The organism is Marinicella gelatinilytica, from assembly GCF_026410405.1.
Lineage (GTDB): Bacteria > Pseudomonadota > Gammaproteobacteria > Xanthomonadales > Marinicellaceae > Marinicella > Marinicella gelatinilytica.
The window spans coordinates 97178-115437 of the sequence record NZ_JAPMLN010000006.1; the positions used below are offsets into that span (position 1 = coordinate 97178).

Annotated in this window: 18 protein-coding genes; 5 read left to right on the forward strand and 13 right to left on the reverse strand. The window is 42.4% G+C overall.

Features of this window, described 5'->3' with window-relative positions:
- Window positions 1-4: 4 nt before the first annotated feature.
- The 5 genes from OS173_RS05575 to OS173_RS05595 all read right to left on the reverse strand — a co-directional run bounded on the left by OS173_RS05575 (window position 5) and on the right by OS173_RS05595 (window position 6302).
- Window positions 5-928 (reverse strand): YeiH family protein, encoded by a 924-nt coding sequence (locus OS173_RS05575; RefSeq protein WP_267183277.1) that lies wholly within the window; start codon window positions 926-928, stop codon window positions 5-7.
- A gap of 13 nt (window positions 929-941) precedes the next feature.
- Window positions 942-2585 (reverse strand): hypothetical protein, encoded by a 1644-nt coding sequence (locus OS173_RS05580; RefSeq protein ID WP_267183278.1) that lies wholly within the window; start codon window positions 2583-2585, stop codon window positions 942-944.
- Between the two features lie 102 nt (window positions 2586-2687).
- Window positions 2688-4376: a hypothetical protein gene (locus OS173_RS05585; RefSeq protein ID WP_267183279.1), complete on the reverse strand. Its 1689-nt coding sequence runs from the start codon at window positions 4374-4376 to the stop codon at window positions 2688-2690.
- Between the two features lie 64 nt (window positions 4377-4440).
- Window positions 4441-5511 (reverse strand): saccharopine dehydrogenase family protein, encoded by a 1071-nt coding sequence (locus OS173_RS05590; RefSeq protein ID WP_267183280.1) that lies wholly within the window; start codon window positions 5509-5511, stop codon window positions 4441-4443.
- On the reverse strand, window positions 5508-6302 hold the full coding sequence (locus OS173_RS05595; RefSeq protein ID WP_267183281.1) for an SDR family NAD(P)-dependent oxidoreductase: 795 nt from the start codon (window positions 6300-6302) through the stop codon (window positions 5508-5510). Before OS173_RS05595 ends, OS173_RS05590 begins: the two co-directional genes overlap by 4 nt.
- 76 nt (window positions 6303-6378) lie before the next feature.
- Between OS173_RS05595 and OS173_RS05600 the strand changes: the two genes are divergently transcribed.
- Genes OS173_RS05600 through OS173_RS05615 form a run of 4 tightly spaced genes read left to right on the forward strand, consistent with a single transcriptional unit; the run spans window position 6379 to window position 10005 of the window.
- Window positions 6379-7560, forward strand: coding sequence for an acyl-CoA dehydrogenase family protein (locus tag OS173_RS05600; RefSeq protein ID WP_267183282.1), 1182 nt, complete (start codon window positions 6379-6381; stop codon window positions 7558-7560).
- A gap of 3 nt (window positions 7561-7563) precedes the next feature.
- On the forward strand, window positions 7564-8247 hold the full coding sequence (locus tag OS173_RS05605; RefSeq protein ID WP_267183283.1) for a TetR/AcrR family transcriptional regulator: 684 nt from the start codon (window positions 7564-7566) through the stop codon (window positions 8245-8247).
- Window positions 8244-9260: a phosphotransferase family protein gene (locus tag OS173_RS05610; RefSeq protein ID WP_267183284.1), complete on the forward strand. Its 1017-nt coding sequence runs from the start codon at window positions 8244-8246 to the stop codon at window positions 9258-9260. Before OS173_RS05605 ends, OS173_RS05610 begins: the two co-directional genes overlap by 4 nt.
- On the forward strand, window positions 9253-10005 hold the full coding sequence (locus OS173_RS05615) for a glucose 1-dehydrogenase (protein WP_267183285.1): 753 nt from the start codon (window positions 9253-9255) through the stop codon (window positions 10003-10005). The genes OS173_RS05610 and OS173_RS05615 overlap by 8 nt, the downstream gene beginning before the upstream one ends.
- Before the next feature lies 1 nt (window position 10006).
- Here OS173_RS05615 and OS173_RS05620 read toward each other — a convergent pair whose 3' ends face one another.
- The 6 genes from OS173_RS05620 to OS173_RS05645 are packed head-to-tail and all read right to left on the reverse strand — an operon-like array spanning window position 10007 to window position 15223.
- Window positions 10007-10630, reverse strand: a complete 624-nt coding sequence (locus OS173_RS05620; RefSeq protein WP_267183286.1) for a Tll0287-like domain-containing protein — start codon at window positions 10628-10630, stop codon at window positions 10007-10009.
- Between the two features lie 7 nt (window positions 10631-10637).
- A complete protein-coding gene (locus tag OS173_RS05625) occupies window positions 10638-11492 on the reverse strand; it encodes an MBL fold metallo-hydrolase (protein ID WP_267183287.1) in 855 nt (284 codons plus the stop codon).
- A gap of 55 nt (window positions 11493-11547) precedes the next feature.
- Window positions 11548-12471, reverse strand: coding sequence for an aldo/keto reductase (locus tag OS173_RS05630; RefSeq protein ID WP_267183288.1), 924 nt, complete (start codon window positions 12469-12471; stop codon window positions 11548-11550).
- A gap of 60 nt (window positions 12472-12531) precedes the next feature.
- Complete coding sequence (locus tag OS173_RS05635) at window positions 12532-13908, reverse strand: cystathionine beta-synthase (protein WP_267183289.1); 1377 nt, start codon at window positions 13906-13908, stop codon at window positions 12532-12534.
- 11 nt (window positions 13909-13919) lie between these two features.
- Entirely contained in the window at window positions 13920-14882 is a 963-nt protein-coding gene (locus OS173_RS05640) for an OmpA family protein (protein WP_267183290.1), read from the reverse strand.
- Window positions 14879-15223, reverse strand: a complete 345-nt coding sequence (locus OS173_RS05645; RefSeq protein WP_267183291.1) for a DUF4398 domain-containing protein — start codon at window positions 15221-15223, stop codon at window positions 14879-14881. The genes OS173_RS05640 and OS173_RS05645 overlap by 4 nt, the downstream gene beginning before the upstream one ends.
- Window positions 15224-15592: 369 nt before the next feature.
- On the opposite strand from OS173_RS05645, the gene OS173_RS05650 reads away from it, so the two are divergent.
- The gene (locus OS173_RS05650) at window positions 15593-16093 is read left to right on the forward strand and encodes a lytic transglycosylase domain-containing protein (protein ID WP_267183292.1); all 501 of its coding nucleotides are present in this window, start codon (window positions 15593-15595) and stop codon (window positions 16091-16093) included.
- A 45-nt stretch (window positions 16094-16138) separates the two neighbouring features.
- Here OS173_RS05650 and tadA read toward each other — a convergent pair whose 3' ends face one another.
- On the reverse strand, window positions 16139-16627 hold the full coding sequence (gene tadA, locus OS173_RS05655; protein WP_267183293.1) for a tRNA adenosine(34) deaminase TadA: 489 nt from the start codon (window positions 16625-16627) through the stop codon (window positions 16139-16141).
- A gap of 81 nt (window positions 16628-16708) precedes the next feature.
- Window positions 16709-18259 (reverse strand): glutamine-hydrolyzing GMP synthase, encoded by a 1551-nt coding sequence (guaA, locus tag OS173_RS05660; RefSeq protein ID WP_267183294.1) that lies wholly within the window; start codon window positions 18257-18259, stop codon window positions 16709-16711.
- Between the last annotated feature and the right edge of the window lies 1 nt (window position 18260).

Consider the following 18260-nt stretch of genomic DNA (forward strand, 5'->3'; position numbering starts at 1 on the left):
GACATCACGTCCAGTTGACCACCATAAACCAGGACAAGATTGATATAAACAACCATAGGATGACTGCCATTAACATCGGCCGCCAGCCTGTTTCTTTGATGTCTGCCAGTGATAAGCTACTACCCACCAAAAACAAGGTCAAAATCAACAATCGCTTAGCCACGAGCGTTATACCGCCGGTTACTGATTCCGGCAACCAACCGGCACTATTAATCAACATGGCAATAATAAAACCAGCAATAAACCAAGGGATTTTGATTGTGCTGTCTTGACTTTTAAACATTACCATCGACACCAAAGCCAAAGGAATAATCCACAAAGTTCGTGCCAGTTTAACCGTGGTGGCGGTTTTTAAAGCTTCATCACCGTAGGCTAAAGCCGCACCCACAACCGAACTGGTGTCATGAATAGCAATGGCTGACCACACACCAAATTGATACTGAGTCAAATCTAAATAGGTGCCAATGGCAGGGAAAATAAGTAAAGCCACGGCATTTAATAAAAACACCACAGCAATGGCCACGGTGATGTGTTTATTATGGGCATTGATTACAGGCGCCACAGCAGCAATGGCACTACCGCCACAAATGGCGGTTCCCGAAGATATCAGGTGGCCCAAATGACGGTCCATATTTAAGGACTTAGCCAGTAGCCAACCCAATAAAACAGTGGTTACAATGGTCATTGCCGTGATACCTAACGTATCGACACTGGTGGCTAGGGCTTCGCCAGCTTGAATACCAAAACCCAAACCAATCACGGCAATTTTTAATAAATGCTTAACACCGACTTTGCTTTGTGCCGCAAATGGATTACCTAAGGTTAACGCCAGAACCACACCCAGCAATAAAGCCGCGGCGCTGTTTATCCAACCGGTCAGGCAAATAACAGCAATGCCAATAAATAGTACGCGGCTTACATTCAGCACATTAATTCAATTCTTAAGGTTGCATGGGTGAATTTATGCGGTGCATCATATAATATGAATAACCATTGGCCTGAGGCATCTCAACTGGAAAATAAACTTTCCAGGTGGTGGCACCCATATGATTCATGGACAAACTCCAGCGCTCACTGTCATAATCTTCGGCCAGTAAGACTCCGCAATAAGCCCACTGATAAACATAGTCTGTTGGACACTCAACACCTTTTATAAAGTCAGAAGACGCTGCTTTATTTTCAAAAAACACCCAATCCGTTGGTATCGGTGGCGTTAATTTCTCTGTATTCTTAACCAAATGAAGTAATAGACTATTGGCGGCATTTTCTTCGGCCATCAACCACCAACCTTCGGGTGTGGCAATCTTCAATGGATCGCTGGAATTTTGTTGTCGTTCGCTGGTCTGAAATTCTGCATAACCAAAGTTATAATTAAAAACTTCTTTGTAAACATCATCATTCAGCGTTAAACCAACCACCTGATTACCTAAGATGCCTAACTTAACATCCTCAACATCGTTTATTTTGGCTGTTGTCGGTTCCATGGATTCAATGGGACTACCACCTCGGGTATTGAACATATCCATTTGAACACCACCTTCATCACCCAACTCACCTGTGGCCATATACCATATTGGCAGACCATTATCATCGTAAGTAAACACCGTCATCATGACGATATCACCCTGGCTATGAAAATTTATACCACTGCCAATTTCAGGATCATCTGTGGTTCGCCAATGCCCTTCCACCGGAAACGTACGGTAATCAATCGCTGCATTTTCCTCATAATCCGCATCTAAGCGAAATGCTTGATAAACCGGATGTTCACGACTATGACTGTCATCACCCTCTGGTTGCAAACGCAGTGTCATGGTATTCATGCCGATATCGTCTATAAACACATACAATCGACTCAACAGATCTGCCTTATCATTCAAGTTTGAATTTTTTATCCTGGCATTAAATTGACAGTAAGCTTGCGGTGATTCATTTTCCACTGGACAGGACAAATAATACCCCAATGAATTATTCAAATAAAAGCCATCATCAAAATAAATTGACGCATTTTGACTGTCAGGATCATTTGCCGAAACCTCACCATCAAAAAAATCAATCGTTAAACTCATTTCATCGGTGGCATTACCTATCGACCACTGACCAGTTAAATCTGGAAACTGGTAAAATTCACCTAACGGCGTGGTTAATTGCTCGGTCTCAATGCCATCAATACCAAAGCGATAAGTATGAATCGGCTTAGGCTCACTGTCATTAATGGATAAGGTACCGGTTTCGGTGGCATTAAAGGTTAATTTGATGCGTTTTTCAGGGTCAAACACCTCTGCAGTTTGCGGATTTCTGTTAAAGATAAATTCGCCCTTTTTAGTTTCCATTAACGGCACATCAAACACACCGTTGTCATCAATTTCGCCGGTGGCGTAGTACCACACCGGAGAACCATCTTCACGATAGGTGAAAACAATGACCATGGTGATATCACCCTGAGTGCGAATATTGATACCGCTGCCAATCGCCGGATCATCATAAGTCCGCCAATGGCCATCACTGGGAATGACTTTGGCGGACAAAGCTGAGGACAGCAGCATTAAGCCAAGTGTTAGTACAATAAACTTATAATTTTTCATATTTCTCTCCATATAAACGATTCGCAAAACTTTTTAAAAGCCAACGCATAATATCAATCTCGACAAACTTCATAATGAGTACAGATAATCACACAATACTATTTAAGGTTGCAAAGGTGGATTGATTCGGTAAAAATTATAATAGAAATAATGCGATGGGTAATCACCTATATCAGGCCGATTACCGTCTCGATAATAAATACGCATGGTGTCAACACCAATGTTAGTTAAAGATAAATAGGTTGATATACTATTATCAAAATCGGTCATATAAACCTGACACCTCATCCAAATATAAGCGGCATTCTCAGGACATCGCATACCACTTATCCAAGATGATGAAGCCGCAACATTAATAAATTCTGTCCAATCAGTTGGCGGTGGTGGCGTTAATTTGCTGGTATCTTTAACCAAATGTACCAAAGCCGACTCTGAACCATTTTCTTCGGCCATCAGCCACCAACCTTCAGGACTGGCGAATTTCAGTGGATCACCAGTTTCCGGGTAATAATGATTTGCGATAAATTCTGGAAAACCAAACTGGTAACTCTTAATCTCCTTAAACGCACCGCCATTGATATTTAAATGAGCCATTTGTTGAGCAGATAATAACAGTGTTACATCATAGAATTGATCCAAGTCAGCACTAACTGGTTCCACAGAATCTATCGGTGTACCACCTTTGGTGGTGAACATTTCTAAGTTTGCCCAACTATTGGCATTGAAATCGTTGTCTGGTATGCTTTCTGACGTTAATTCACCTGTGGCCATATACCAAATTGGTTCACCCGCTTCGTTATATGTAAACACCGTCATCATCACCACATCACCCTGGCTGTGAAAATTAATACCACTACCAATCTCAGGATCATCAAGCGTGCGCCAGTGACCTTCGTTTGGGAATAATCGGGTATCAATGTCGTTCGGCTCATCAAAACCCGTGTTTAACCGAAAAGCTTGATACGTCGGATGCTCACGGCTATAGGTTTCATCGCCTTCCGGTTGTAAATGGAAGGTCATGGTGTTCATACCAATATCATCCAAAAACACATACAAACGGTTTAATACCGCCGCTCTTTCGTTGGTTTCCACATCGTTTTGGTTAACATAAAAACGACAATAAGGCGCCTCCGTTGCACGTCGAGTTGGGCAACTCAAAAAATAGAAAATGCCTTCAGGCTCTCTGAGTTCATCTGTAAAGTGAAAGTGAAAGTTTGGACTGGGCGGATCGGCCAGCGCACCGTAATTTGTCACGAAGTCAAAATTAAAACTGATGTTGTCATTGGCACTGCCCATAGCCCACTGCCCAGTAATATCCGGAAACTGGTAAAAGTCACCTAAAGGCGTGGTTAATTGCTCGGTCTCAATGCCATCAATATCAAAGCGATAAGTATGAATCGGCTTTGGTTCACTGTCATTAATAGATAAGGTACCGGTTTCGGTGGCATTAAAATTTAATCTAATGCGTTTTTCAGGATCGAACACTTCGGCGGTTTGTGGTGAATTATTAAATATATTTTCACCATTTTTAGTTTCCATTAACGGTACATCAAACACACCGTTGTCATCAATTTCACCGGTGGCGTAATACCACACCGGCGAACCGTCTTCACGGTAGGTGAAAACTATGACCATGGTGATGTCACCTTGGGTGCGAATATTGATACCGCTGCCAATCGCCGGATCATCATAAGTCCGCCAATGGCCATCACTGGGAATAACTTTGGCGGACAAAGCCGATGAAAACAATAGTAAGCCGACTGATAGAGTAATAAAGCTAAGTTTTTTCATGGCAGGGTTTTATGAAAACAAAATAATATTGTATGACAACTAAAATTGATAATCAAAATACCGTTCAGGTATCATTAAGCATTACTGCTTGAGTACCCGGTAATTGCTTAATTAAATCGGCACCAAACAGGCGTGAGGGGGTCTGATATCCCGGTGTCAATTTTTGACTCGATAGCACCGCTTTCACCACGTGCAAAGAACCATCCACAGTTAATTGATAACCGTTGGCCACCTGCATACGTTTTTGTAATCGTTCGCCTGTGGCATTACTGACTTCACCCCAAATAAAAGTTGTTAACTCTTGGCGAGCTTGTTCATCGGGGCCTTTTACGGTTTTTTCGATGCGTTTTTTAAGTCTATTCTGAACCCATGACCAAGCCAATATCGGACGGATCCAGTTGAGCTTTTTCAAACGTTTAACTAGACGAGGTGAAGCAGGTATGTAAACCTCAATATTCTGTATCTCAGTGGAATAATAGGCCGTGGCAACATCACCCCAGGGAATGGTCATCGCCAATTTCTGACCACCACCAAAATCGATGCGCCGGGTTTTATAAGCCAATGGCACTTCCTTAATTAACCCGTCTTCTCGAATGCGACCGCCTTCCGGTAAGGCTTCAACCGAGGTTTTAGCTGTACCCGGGCTAAAACCCGACCGTGAATCAAAACCTAAATTCAGGTGTGTGGCATCGGGCATGGCCTGTTTTAACATGGCAGCCATACAATCCGTGGGAATCACATCAAAACCAACGCCGGGACATAAAATAATATCTGCCAAGGTCGCCGGTTGATGACGTTCAGCCGCCGCCTCAAACACCCCAATCTCACCGGTGATATCAAAATAATGACATTGTGCCTCAATACAGGCATCCATAAATATGTCCGCCGTTTGTGAAAAAGGTCCGGCACAATTAAGTACCAAGTCATAGGACTTCAGCAAATCATTGTTGCCTGCTAAATCTGATACCGAAAACACCACATGCGATAAGCCCAACTGTTGTGCCAAATCAGCCGTTTTATCAGAATCACGACCGGCTAAAATCGGCTGCAATCCATCTTTAACTGCCTGCCTGGCAATCAGCTCACCGGTGTATCCATAGGCGCCATACAGTAACCATTGTTGTTTTTGTGTCATTGATTTAACCGTTTAATAAATTTAATTTTTTGGCGAAAAAAGAGGTTGGGCATCCAGCGCGATAAGCGCCATTGATTTTTGGTTTTTTTGTCACTGAATACCATAAACTCTTTATGCTCAATGGCCGCCAAAATCTGTTGGGCCACATCATCGGCATTAAAAGACGAATTTTGCATCCATTTCTCAATACGTTTTTTCATTTTATCGTTACTGTCAATCATGGAATCGGTGAGTGCGGTTTTAAAAAACGCCGGACAGGCCACCGCCACATGGACATGACTGTTGGCTAACTCACAACGCAGGGTTTCGCTTAACGCCACCACCCCGGCTTTCGAGACATTATATGAAGCCATATAGGGCGCCAGTGCCAGCGCTGCAAATGAAGCCACATTAACGATGGCTGATTCCGGTTGCTGTTTTAAATAAGGTAAAAAACTGCGACAACCGTGAACCACACCCATTAAATTAATATTAATCACCCGCTGCCACTGTTCCAAAGAGCTGGTTTCAACCCCACCCTCTGAAGCAATTCCGGCATTGTTAATCAATACATCTACCTGACCAAAATAATTTACCACATGTTCAGCAGTTTTCTGCACTGTTTGGGCATCGGTCATGTTACAGTCAAAGAATTTTGCCTGATAACCTTTGGCAGTTAATTCATGAACCGCCGCTTCGCCGGCCGCTTGTTGAACATCGATTACGGCGATATTATATTGATGTGCTGCGTGACGGGCTAAAGCCAACCCTAAACCACTGGCGGCACCGGTTATAACCATTGTTTTCTTCATAGATAGATTTTAACAAATTTTTCGAACAACTGTTCGCATTTTGCTATACTTTATCAATTCATCATCAAGTTGCCCGATGCAAGCCACTCAATTCACAGCATTCAAATCCCGTGCACAAGATATTGTGCAATCATCTGTTTTCGAAGCCGAGCCATTTTTGCTTAATCACCAATGGCCGGAATTAGAAAGTGCCATTGATAAAATAAGAACCCAGGTTAAAAGAGACGGACTGTGGGCACCCCATTTACCGATTGACATTGGTGGCCAAGGTTTAACCGTCAATCAATTAGGCAAATTATCTGCGGTATTAGGCCAATCACCACTGGGCCATGTTTGTTTTGGCTGCCAAGCGCCGGATGCCGGCAACGCCGAACTGTTACACCTGTATGCCGATGAACGCATTAAAAAGCAATTCTTACTGCCTTTAGCCGGCGGAGATATACGCAGTTGTTTTGCCATGACCGAACCGGCCATGGCAGGCTCTAACCCCACTCGACTGGCCTGTACTGCCGAATTAAAAAATGGTCAATGGCATATAAATGGTCATAAGTGGTTTACCACTGGTGCAGATGGTGCGGATTTTGCCATTGTGATGGCGGTTACTGAACCACAGGCGGCTAAACATCAAAAAGCCAGTATGATTATTGTCCCGAATGACACTGAAGGCTTTCAATTAAAACGTAATATCCCCATCATGGGCAGCTCTGGTCATGGTTACTTCTCCCATGGAGAAGTGCTTTTTAACGATGTCAAAGTACCCGAACATTATTTGTTGGGAGAACCCGGGCATGGTTTTTTAATGGCGCAACAACGTTTAGGCCCTGGTCGCATTCAACACTGTATGCGCTGGATTGGTATTGCTCGTCGCTGTTTTGATATTTTATGTCGCTATGTTAATAGTCGCCAAATTACTGATAACCAAACACTGGCACAACAACCGGTGATGCAAGTCAAAATTGCCGAATGCTATGCTGCCATTGAAGCTGCACAACACTTAGTACAGGCCACCGCTCAACGCATTGATGATGTTGGCTACAAAGCGGCCAAACATGATATCTCCATGATTAAATTTCACACAGCCCAAATGCTACAACTGGTTATGAACCATGCCATTCAAGGTTTAGGCGGGCTCGGCGTTACCGATGACACGGTGCTGTCATTTTTCTACCGTGAAGAACGTGCGGCACGGATTTATGACGGTCCCGATGAGGTCCATCAACTGTCTTTGGCGAAACAGATATTGGCCAATTATCAATAAATCATGGATTACACTGCGTTTCAAGCCAGATTCAAAGAGTACTTCGGAGATGAGTGGCAGTTTATTTACCAACAAAATAAAAACCGTTTAGCACTCAAAAATGAACGCATTGCCACCCGTAAATTAGCCACCATTATCCCGGCTGTTTTTAGTATCTCAAAATCTCAAGGGTTCCAGGGTATGACAGTCAGAGATTTATGCCAAGCAACCGGTTTCAGCATGGGAGGCTTATATAAATATTTTGCCCATAAGGATGATTTAATTGTCATGATCCATCAGGCACTGGTGGACATGACAGAACAAATATTATTATCAGTGGAAGATGACAACCCATTAACCAGTATTGATAATATGTTGATCTATCATTTGTACATCAGTGAGCGACTAAAACGCTGGTTTTATTTTGTATTTATGGAAGCCAAACACTTGGATAAATCTTTGCTGAATCAATTTGTACAATCAGAAAATTTAATGGAACAAGCTTTAATGACTCATATTGTCAAAGCGTGTGAATTAAATTTATGCCAATGTGAATCACCCTTTTTAACGGCCACCGTGTTTAAGTCGGCATTACAAGAATGGTATTTAAAAACCTATAAATACCACGCCTATAAAATTTCATTAGAAGATTTCAAGCAACACTTACTAAACTTAAGAAGACAATTGCTTCCGACACTTAAACCATGAACTCAGATCAAAAAAAATCTTTAATAAAGTACTTAAAAAACCGCTTAGTATGTACAGGTGAATTAACATTAACAGCACTCACCGGTGGGGTTTCAAACTTAACGTATCGATTATCAGATGGTGAGCAGCAATGGATTGTGCGCACCTCTCCCAGTGGCACTAAAGCCAAAGGTGCCCATGATATGGTTCGCGAATACAATCTATTGAAGTCTTTATCAGAATATTATGTCTTAAGTCCGAAGGTATACTTCTTAATTGATGATTTGGACATTTTTCCACGACCGGTGTATGTCATGGAAGCCATTGAAGGCATTGAGGTTCATCGTAAACTCCCTGATATCTACCAAACAACAGATCAAAAGAAATTATGCCACGCACTAATTAATGCACAATTGCAATTACATCAAGTACCTTTAAATGAAACCTTACAAGTCTATAACATGGGTCGTGGCTACATTAAACGACAAATTAGTGGCTGGGTTAAACGTTACAAAAACGTCCAACCCAACCATAATCGGGCGGATATGTTGATACATTGGTTACAAAAAAATCTGCCAACCGACAATAAACCTTATGCCCTTATCCACAATGATTTTAAGTTTGATAACCTGATATTTGATACTCAAAACCCCACTCAAATCATAGGGGTTTTAGATTGGGAAATGGCCACCGTAGGCGATCCACTGATGGATTTGGGTTGCTCCCTGGCTTATTGGATTCAAGCCAATGACCACCCCAGTACCCAAGCCATTCGCACCCAACCAACGACCGAAAACGGCATGCTGACACGTGATGAATATGTTCATGAGTACTGTCGGTTAAGTGGAATACAATTAGACAATTATGACTTTTATTACGTCTATGGTTTATTTCGATTAACAGTCATCGTGCAACAAATTTATTATCGCTACCAACAAGGTCAAACGAACGATCAACGTTTTAAACCTTTTGGTGATATTCGCGATATTCTTATTAACCATAGTCTGCAACAAATAGGTGATATAAATGTATGATTTTAATGAACAAGTGGTGGTGATTACCGGTGCCAGTCGTGGTATTGGCGCAGCCATCGCCCAACAATTTGCAAAAGCCGGCGCCACAGTGGTGGTCAGCTCTCGTCATCAAGATACCATTGATCAAGTGGCTGACAACATTCGCAAACATGGTGGCCAGGCCCATGCCATCAGCTGTCATAATGGCGATAAAGAATCACGACAAAAACTCATAGATGCCGTAATGCAACTATGTGGTCGTATTGATGTTTTAATTAATAATGCCGCGGCCAACCCCTATTTTGGTCCGGTTTTAAATACCGGTTATGAAGCCATGCAAAAAACCATCGAAGTCAATATTGAAGGTTATTTTCATTTAAGCCAGTTGGCCGGTCAAATTATGAAAAAGCAAGGCAAAGGTGTGATTATCAATACCGCCTCCGTCAACGGTTCCGACCCCGCGGCTATGCAAGGTATTTACTCTGTCACCAAAACCGCGATTATGGCCATGACGCGCAGCTTTGCTAAAGAATGTGCTCAATTTGGCATTCGTGTGAATGCCGTTTTACCCGGTTTAACTGACACCAAATTTGCTTCGGCATTAACCCAAAACGAAGCCATGCTGAAAATGATTTTGCCACAAATACCCATGGGCCGGATGGCGCAACCTGACGAAATTGCCCCGGCCTATCTATTCTTAGCCAGCGACCAGGCCGCCTATATCACCGGCGTTAATTTACCGGTTGATGGTGGTTTTTTGGCTTAATTTATTCAGCTTGCTTAGCCATGGTTACCACCCAAATGCCGCGCAATTGGTCAACATCAAAGCCGGTGGCTTGATCGTTGGGATATAGTTTGTTCAAAACAGCCAGGGTATCAGGTGCAATGTCGGTTTCAGGAGAGCCGTGACAATTCAAGCAACCTGGCTGAGTGACAATTGGATAATAGGCCACCATCTCACCACTCACTTCGCTGACCATACCCTTTGGGCTTTGACCGGCTGCCAGTTGTTGTTTGGCTTCGCTTATGTAAGCTAATTGAGATGCATTGGGGGTATTATTGGGGTTACGATTTTTATCAGACACCCGTTTTAAGTCCAGTAAATTACCGGACACTGTAGAGTCTGTTAACGGAATGGCTTGTTCATGGCAAAAATTTAACGCGCCCATGGGCCCCTGCTCTTGCATGGTTTTTTTTAAATTGCTGCCCAGTATTTTTTGGGCTTTTTGAGCGTGTTGCTGACCCAGCAACAAATAATCGATGTTGTCAGCCTGGCTTGATTGTGCTTTTTCATTTTTAATTTGGGGTTGTTGAACATTCTCTTGTTCTGAAGCATTTGGTTGACAGGCAACTAAAACAAACATAAATAACACTGACACAATGGTTTTCATAAATTTCTCACAGTTTGTTAATGGGGATTTTAATAAATTGGGTGCCCTGCGCTGATATCGCCCCAAAAGCACCTAATCGCATATTGGTTTGAATCGATGGCAGTATCAACCTCGGCACCGCTAAAGTGGAATCCCGTTGTTGACGGACTTTTTTAAATTCTTCTAAGCTGGTGTTCGCTTTAATCATTCTATTGTGTTTTTTTTGTTCAGCCACAGTAACAGATTTACGCGGTTCCTCACCTGCATCAGGATAATCGTGGCATAAATACATCACCGTATCATCCGGTAAGGCATATAGTTTTTGAATAGATTCGTACATCTGCTCAGCACTGCCACCTGGAAAATCAACACGTGCGGTTCCGCCATCGGGTGCAAACAAACTATCACCGACAAACACCGCAGAACCAATGTGGTAACTAACACAAGCGGGAGTATGTCCAGGGGTATGCATAACCCGGCCATTTAAACCGCCTACATGAAAGGTATCGCCGTCTGCAAAAATATGATCAAATTGAGAACCATCTATGGCTGTATCCTGTGCCGTTTCGAAAATAGGTACCCAGTGTTTTAACACCGTTAAAATACCTGATCCAATACCTGTTTCACCGCCCAGTTGCTGTTTTAAATAGTGACTTGCACTGATATGATCAGCATGTATATGGGTTTCCAATAAATATTCGACAGTCAATTTTTGCGATTGGACGTAAGCAATGACCTGATCGGCTGATTCAGTGCTGTAACAGGCAGCATCTTGGTCATAATCCAAAACCGGATCAATCACTGCACATTTTTGAGAACTTTCATCCACCACCACATAGGTCCAAGTAGATGTGTCTTGATGATAAAATGATTCAATATGCATGAAACTAATAATCCAATATATAAGAACTTTATTATATGTTGGTTTTGTTATTTTATCAAGTGCAATTGACTTGTTGCTGGGCTTGTTTGATTTTTATCATAACTTCATTCGGCACCATGCGACCGCTGACATCGGCCAATTGTTGAATATGGTGCTCAGATGTACTACCAACTAAAGCCGATGAAAAATGAGGGTCATTGAGTACATAGGCCAATGCTAATTGAGTTGCATGCCAATTTGGGTATTTATTTAAAAAATCAAAATAATGGGCTGCTTGTAATTGTTTTCGGTTGTTTTTATAAGCCCGAAGCCAATACCAAAGACTTTTAACGCCGCTGATTCGGCGCCATTGGCGACTGTATAAAGCACCACCCAAGGCACCGGCAATAACAACATCCATACCCATTTGCCGAGTCTGGTTGATGGTTTCAATTTGCTGTGGTTTAAAGACATTAAAGTCAGTCATCAATACATCAAAGCGTTGGCTTTGTTGTGTGAGCTTTATAATATGTGGATTAAAGGTATTAACACCAACCAGTGCCACTTTGCCCGATTGTTTTAGATCAGACAGTGCCTGATAAGTGTGGTCATTAAAATCTTCCGGATTGGGGCCATGCAAAAAAAGCACGGATAATTGATTTACGCCTAAACGACGCAGGCTCCGTTCGCAGGAACTTAATATACCTTGATAGCTAAAGTTCTTATACAAACGGCCGAAATGACCCACTTCAGTGCCCACTTTACTGCTGATAAACAATTCACTATCTGTCACGTGATGTTTTAAAATCCGACCTAAACGTTGTTCAGCATGGCCTCCGGAATAACTGGCACCGGTATCAAAATAATTAACCCCTTGGTCAATTGCGGCAGACACAACCCGTATGGCTTGTTGTTCAGAAAAATGTTTTTTTCCCCAGTAACTGGCGCAGCCTAAACCCAGTTCAGAAACTGAAAATGGGCCTAGGTTGCGGTACTTCATTATTTAATCTCTAAAAATCTGACGGTGTGGCAATCTTTAGTTGTGATGGGACATAGCACCTTATTGATTTTGATCAGATCGTCGTAAATAATTGAGTAGGTCTATGCGGGTAATTAAACCCAAAAATGCGTCACCTTTTTTAACAATGGCCACACGGCCGGCTTCAAACACCGGTAACAGCTCATTGATGTCTGATTTTGCATCCAAAAACTCTAATTGGTCAGTCATGGCAGATGACACCGTATTTTTAAACGCTTCAGGGTGATTAAACACAGTTAACAGTACGTCAGATTCGTCAATAATTCCAACAATTTCATTGTCAGACATCACCGGTAATTGTGAGACATCATAGAGTTTCATACGCTGATAGACATCCGCCAAAGTTTCATCTGGACGCATGACGATGGTGTCATTATTCTGATAAGGCCGTGAAATCAAATCACGTAAATCACCATAGACAGGTGTTTCCATATAACCGTTATCTATCATCCAGTAATCATTGTACATCTTAGACAGGTATTTATTACCGGTATCACAAACTATGGCCACCACTTTTTTTGGTTCAGTGGCTGACTGGCAATATTCAAGTGCGGCTTTCAAAATGGTGCCAGTTGACGAACCACCCAAAACACCTTCTTTTGATAACAACTCACGACCATAATGAAAACTATCTTTATCACTGACGGCGTAGGCTTTTGTAACATGACTGAAATCACTGATACTGGGTAAAAAATCTTCACCAATACCCTCCACTTTCCAACTGCCACTTTTGTCACTTAAAGTACCCTCATTAATATATTCCGCGAGAATACTGCCTACAGGATCTGCCAAGATAAGTTCTGTTTTGGGGTGATGTTCATGGACATATTGACTTAAACCGGTGACTGTACCACTGGAACCAACACCAAAAACAATGGCATCCACTTGCTGATCTAACTGTTCAAAAATCTCTGGTGCAGTGGTTTGGTAATGCGCTTTGGGGTTATCGGGATTAGAAAACTGATTAATAAAATAAGCACCTGGTGTTTCATCTGCAATGGTTTGCGCCAGATCTTGATAATATTGCGGATGACCTTTAGCTACATCAGAACGAGTAAGAACGATTTTCGCGCCCATGGCTTTGAGATTAAAGATTTTCTCTTTGCTCATTTTATCGGGTATAACCAAAATAAGTTTATAACCTTTTTGTGCGGCCACCAGAGCCAAGCCTATGCCAGTATTTCCCGCAGTACCTTCTACTAAGGTATCACCAGGTTTTATTTTGCCGGCTTTTTCAGCCTCTTCAATCATGGTTAAACCAATGCGGTCTTTAATAGACCCACCGGGATTCATGTTTTCTAATTTCAAATACAGTTCGCAGGAACCGGTATCTAAATGATTGACTTTAACCATGGGTGTGCGGCCGATTAAATCGACCACAGAATTAACAACTTGCATGTGAGATCCTGTTATTTGAGGAGAATAATGTCAACGCGACGATTTTTGGCTTTACCGGCTTCATTGGCGTTGCTGGCCACAGGATGCGCTTCGCCTTTACCAACTGATTCAATGCGATCATCGGCAATACCGTTTTGAACCAGCAATTGTTTAACCGCATCAGCACGACGCTGTGACAAATCTAAATTAAAGGCTTCGCTACCGGATGAATCAGTGTGACCTTCTATACGAATTTTACGGTCTGGATAACCACTGATAAATTGCATGACACGATCGAAGTTATCAATCGCTGCTTGTTTTAAGTTGGCGGAAGCAGAGTCGAACACAAAATCACCCAGTGTCATCATTAAACCGGCGCTGGTTTCTTTCGCCACCAGGGATTCTAACTGCATCCGCAAGGCTTCTATTTCTGCAAATGCCAAGTCAGCTTCCTGTTTGGCCAACGTGGCCACTTTTTCCTGGGCTTTGGCATAAGCTTGTGCCGCTTGCATTTCTGCCTGACTAAGCTCAGCTTCACTGGTTTTTTGGTCAGCTAAAGCCAGCGCATTTTGTTTTTCTCGGCGGGCCCGTTCGGCTTCTTCCGCATGCAACTTAATGAGTAATTGTGCCCGGTCAGCTTCCATACGCGCCAGCTTTGCTTCGGCTTTAAGGGTTTGCATATTTATTGTCTGTAATTGCGCATCTGTCTCTCGTAATTCATTTTCCAGATACTCAGATTCAGCCATCATTTTGGCTTTGGTCAAATAATGACGTGCCATGTAAACAGCATGATTCTTCACTTCTCCACGCTGATTATATAAAGCTTCTATGGCTGATTTTGCTTGTGTTTTTTCTTCTTTGGCGTAAGGTCTGTATTTTTGTTGGCTGATAAAATTATCAAATTCAATACGCAATGATTCTAATTCCAGATTGTCTTTGGCAAGCAGGCCATGAGCAAACAATAACAAAATAAGGGTCAATGTTCTTTTTATCATGGTAATTGTGACTCCAATTGCTGCAGATATACCCGCGCGGCTGACAATTCATCACGTTTTTCCAACAGCGATTGGTTTAAACGGTTAACTTCAGCACGTAACCGAGCAATTTCAATATCCGCACGAATTTGCTGCGTGAGGCGCGCTTCTTCGCGAACATCGCCGTTGGCCTTAGCGCGTTTAGCATTTTGTAATTTTTCAGTGATAAACTTCATTTCTAAAGGCGCTGCATTGGCCACTTGAGAGTTCTTCACATCCTCAACTTCTTGTTGTAACTGATAAAATGTATTGTCAGTGATTTCAATGACAGTGGGTGGCGCACAACCAACTAAAAATGTCATAATTAATAAAATCAGGACTAACAGTGTGCTTTTAAACGCTTTTGGAGTCATATTTTGCTTCATCAGTTTGTTAAATGCCGTTGAAATAAATTATAATCAGGCCATGATAATCAGTCACACATTAAAAAACAAGCCGTTAACATGACATTAACACCATCCACAATCCAATCTTTTTCGTGTCCGTTATTGTTTAAATGGTCACAAGCCGGCATTTTTATGTTTTTCATTTTTTTCAGTGTACCAACATTGCATGCCAGTAATATGAAAGTGTACAAGCACGTGGATGCGCAAGGAATTATACACTACTCTTCAAAAAAACCGACGGGCAAATCTTTCAAGATTTTAAACATTCGCTGCCCTGAGTGTTCCGTGTGGCGAAACAGTGTTGATTGGAAAAATACCCCACTAATTACTGATCGCTATCAAGCTGAGATAGACCATGCCGCCACCTTTCATGGACTTGATAAAGCGTTGATACAAGCCGTCATCCATGCAGAATCCGCTTACAAAGTGGCCGCTGTCTCCTCAGCCGGCGCTCAAGGTTTAATGCAATTAATGCCTTTAACTCAAAAAACCTACGCAGTGAATAATCCCTTCGATGCCCAACAGAATATCTTAGGCGGCGCGGCTTATCTAAAGCATTTAAAAAACAATTACAAAAACATGGATATCTATTTGGCTGCCTATAATTCCGGTGAAACTGCGGTTGAACGGTATGGTCGACAAATCCCACCTTTCCCTGAAACAAAAGAGTATGTTCGTCGTGTCAAGATTTTATATGGTCGCTACAAACAAAACCAACAACGGCTGAATGCCATAAATAACAGTCGTGTTCTGACCACCGGTGTATCTGCAAACGCAACCCCATAAGCATTGAACCAATCAGCACCTTTATTAACGAACTCACGAGATTACTCAGTTTTTTTGTTTTTTCGCTAATCGTTTAGACCGAAAAAAATCCTGCAATATTTGACCACATGCAGTTGCCATAATATCACCGGTTACTTGCACCAGATGGTTATGATAGGGTCGTTCAAAATGATTATCCACTGTTGCTGCCATGCCGGTTTTAGGGTCAGCGGCACCATAGACAAGTCGATCAATACGCGCATGAATCATGGCACCCACACACATCAGACAAGGTTCTAAAGTAACATATAAAGTGCAGCCCGGTAAACGATAATTTTTTAATGATTGTGCAGCTTTCTCAAGTGCCATAATTTCAGCATGGGCTGTGGGATTTTGTAAATGAATCTGACTATTATGGGCTGATGCAATGACTTCACCCGCTGACACGATGACCGCGCCGACCGGCACTTCATCAAGCTCTGCAGCGCGTCTGGCCTCAGCCAGTGCCAGTGCCATAAAGTGTCGATCTTGTTCTATGAAACTATTGTTACTCATTTAAGGGTGAATGACGCCTCCATGGATGGAGGTGTGCTGCGTGAGTCTGGAGCGGAAGCGTAAGGCCCAAGAACATTCATCCTATTCCCATTCAATGGTGGCAGGAGGCTTGCTTGAAATATCATAAACCACACGAGAAACACTGTCTATTTCATTGATAATTCGACGAGAAACCAAATCGATAAAGTCATATGGCAGATGTGCCCAACGGGCGGTCATAAAATCGATGGTTTCAACGGCCCGTAAGGCAATAACATATTCATAACGCCGCTGATCACCAACCACACCTACTGATTTAATGGGCAAAAATACCGCAAATGCCTGACTGGTTTTGTCATACAAATCATGTCGTCGTAATTCCTCGATAAATATATGATCTGCTCTGGCTAGAATTTCAGCATATTGAGGTTTAACCTCACCCAAAATGCGGACGCCTAAACCAGGTCCAGGAAACGGATGCCGATAGACCATTTCAGGCGGCAGACCCAAAGAAACGCCTAGTTTTCTGACTTCATCTTTAAACAAATCACGCAAAGGTTCGATTAAATCTAAGGCTAAATCAGCCGGTAGTCCTCCGACATTATGGTGAGACTTAATAACATGCGCTTTGCCGGTGCTGGAAGCCGCTGATTCTATGACATCGGGGTAAATCGTCCCTTGTGCCAACCATTTTATATCATTCAGTTGTTTCGCTTCCCGTTCAAAAATTCGGATAAATTGCTCACCAATCACTTTTCTCTTTTGCTCAGGATCATTGACACCGGCCAAGGCGTTGAAAAATTGCTCCTGGGCATTAACACGAATAACATTAATGTCCATCTTGTCAGCCATGGTTTTCATGACCTGATCACCTTCTTGAAATCGCAATAATCCAGTATCCACAAACACGCACACCAATTGCTCGCCTATGGCTTCATGCAATAGTGCCGCCACCACAGACGAATCAACACCACCGGATAAACCCAATAAAACGTGATCCTGACCCACTTGTGCACGAATATTGTCCACGTGAGTAGCAATGATATTGTCAGTTTTCCATAATTTTTCACAACCACAAATACCGTGAACAAATTGACTCAGCATATCGCGACCACCATCAGTGTGTTCTACTTCTGGATGAAACTGCAAACCAAACAATTGCTTTTCTGGATGCTCAAAAGCAGCCACATCGGTGGTATTGGTTTTCGCCACGACTTTGAAACCTGGTGCCAAAGTTTTAATTTGATCGCCATGACTCATCCAGACATCAATCTGATGACCGGACACTTGTGCCATTAATTGTGAAGCATCCATGAGTTCAACGGCGGCATATCCAAACTCCTTAAAATCAGAGGCTTCAACCTGACCACCAAAATGAACATTCAATAACTGCATGCCGTAACAAATACCCAATATGGGTACTTTAAGATCAAGAATATCTGTATTTAATGGCGGCGCGTCGGGTAAATGTACCGACTCAGGTCCGCCTGATAAAATGACGCCCGAAGGATTATAGGCGCGAATATCCTTTGCGCTTGCATCCCATGCATATATTTCACAATAAACGTCCAATTCCCGAACCCGACGCGCAATCAGCTGGGTATATTGTGATCCGTAATCAATGATTAAGATTTTACTTTGTTTGATGTCCATG

What these genes read in the sequence shown, in the direction of transcription:
- OS173_RS05580 (WP_267183278.1), bottom strand. Translation starts at nt 2,585, where the DNA reads ATGAAAAATTATAAGTTTATTGTACTAACACTTGGCTTAATGCTGCTG.
- OS173_RS05585 (WP_267183279.1), bottom strand. Translation starts at nt 4,376, where the DNA reads ATGAAAAAACTTAGCTTTATTACTCTATCAGTCGGCTTACTATTGTTT.
- OS173_RS05590 (WP_267183280.1), bottom strand. Translation starts at nt 5,511, where the DNA reads ATGACACAAAAACAACAATGGTTACTGTATGGCGCCTATGGATACACC.
- OS173_RS05595 (WP_267183281.1), bottom strand. Translation starts at nt 6,302, where the DNA reads ATGAAGAAAACAATGGTTATAACCGGTGCCGCCAGTGGTTTAGGGTTG.
- OS173_RS05600 (WP_267183282.1), top strand. Translation starts at nt 6,379, where the DNA reads ATGCAAGCCACTCAATTCACAGCATTCAAATCCCGTGCACAAGATATT.
- OS173_RS05605 (WP_267183283.1), top strand. Translation starts at nt 7,564, where the DNA reads ATGGATTACACTGCGTTTCAAGCCAGATTCAAAGAGTACTTCGGAGAT.
- OS173_RS05610 (WP_267183284.1), top strand. Translation starts at nt 8,244, where the DNA reads ATGAACTCAGATCAAAAAAAATCTTTAATAAAGTACTTAAAAAACCGC.
- OS173_RS05615 (WP_267183285.1), top strand. Translation starts at nt 9,253, where the DNA reads ATGTATGATTTTAATGAACAAGTGGTGGTGATTACCGGTGCCAGTCGT.
- OS173_RS05620 (WP_267183286.1), bottom strand. Translation starts at nt 10,630, where the DNA reads ATGAAAACCATTGTGTCAGTGTTATTTATGTTTGTTTTAGTTGCCTGT.
- OS173_RS05625 (WP_267183287.1), bottom strand. Translation starts at nt 11,492, where the DNA reads ATGCATATTGAATCATTTTATCATCAAGACACATCTACTTGGACCTAT.
- OS173_RS05630 (WP_267183288.1), bottom strand. Translation starts at nt 12,471, where the DNA reads ATGAAGTACCGCAACCTAGGCCCATTTTCAGTTTCTGAACTGGGTTTA.
- OS173_RS05635 (WP_267183289.1), bottom strand. Translation starts at nt 13,908, where the DNA reads ATGCAAGTTGTTAATTCTGTGGTCGATTTAATCGGCCGCACACCCATG.
- OS173_RS05640 (WP_267183290.1), bottom strand. Translation starts at nt 14,882, where the DNA reads ATGATAAAAAGAACATTGACCCTTATTTTGTTATTGTTTGCTCATGGC.
- OS173_RS05645 (WP_267183291.1), bottom strand. Translation starts at nt 15,223, where the DNA reads ATGACATTTTTAGTTGGTTGTGCGCCACCCACTGTCATTGAAATCACT.
- tadA (WP_267183293.1), bottom strand. Translation starts at nt 16,627, where the DNA reads ATGAGTAACAATAGTTTCATAGAACAAGATCGACACTTTATGGCACTG.
- guaA (WP_267183294.1), bottom strand. Translation starts at nt 18,259, where the DNA reads ATGGACATCAAACAAAGTAAAATCTTAATCATTGATTACGGATCACAA.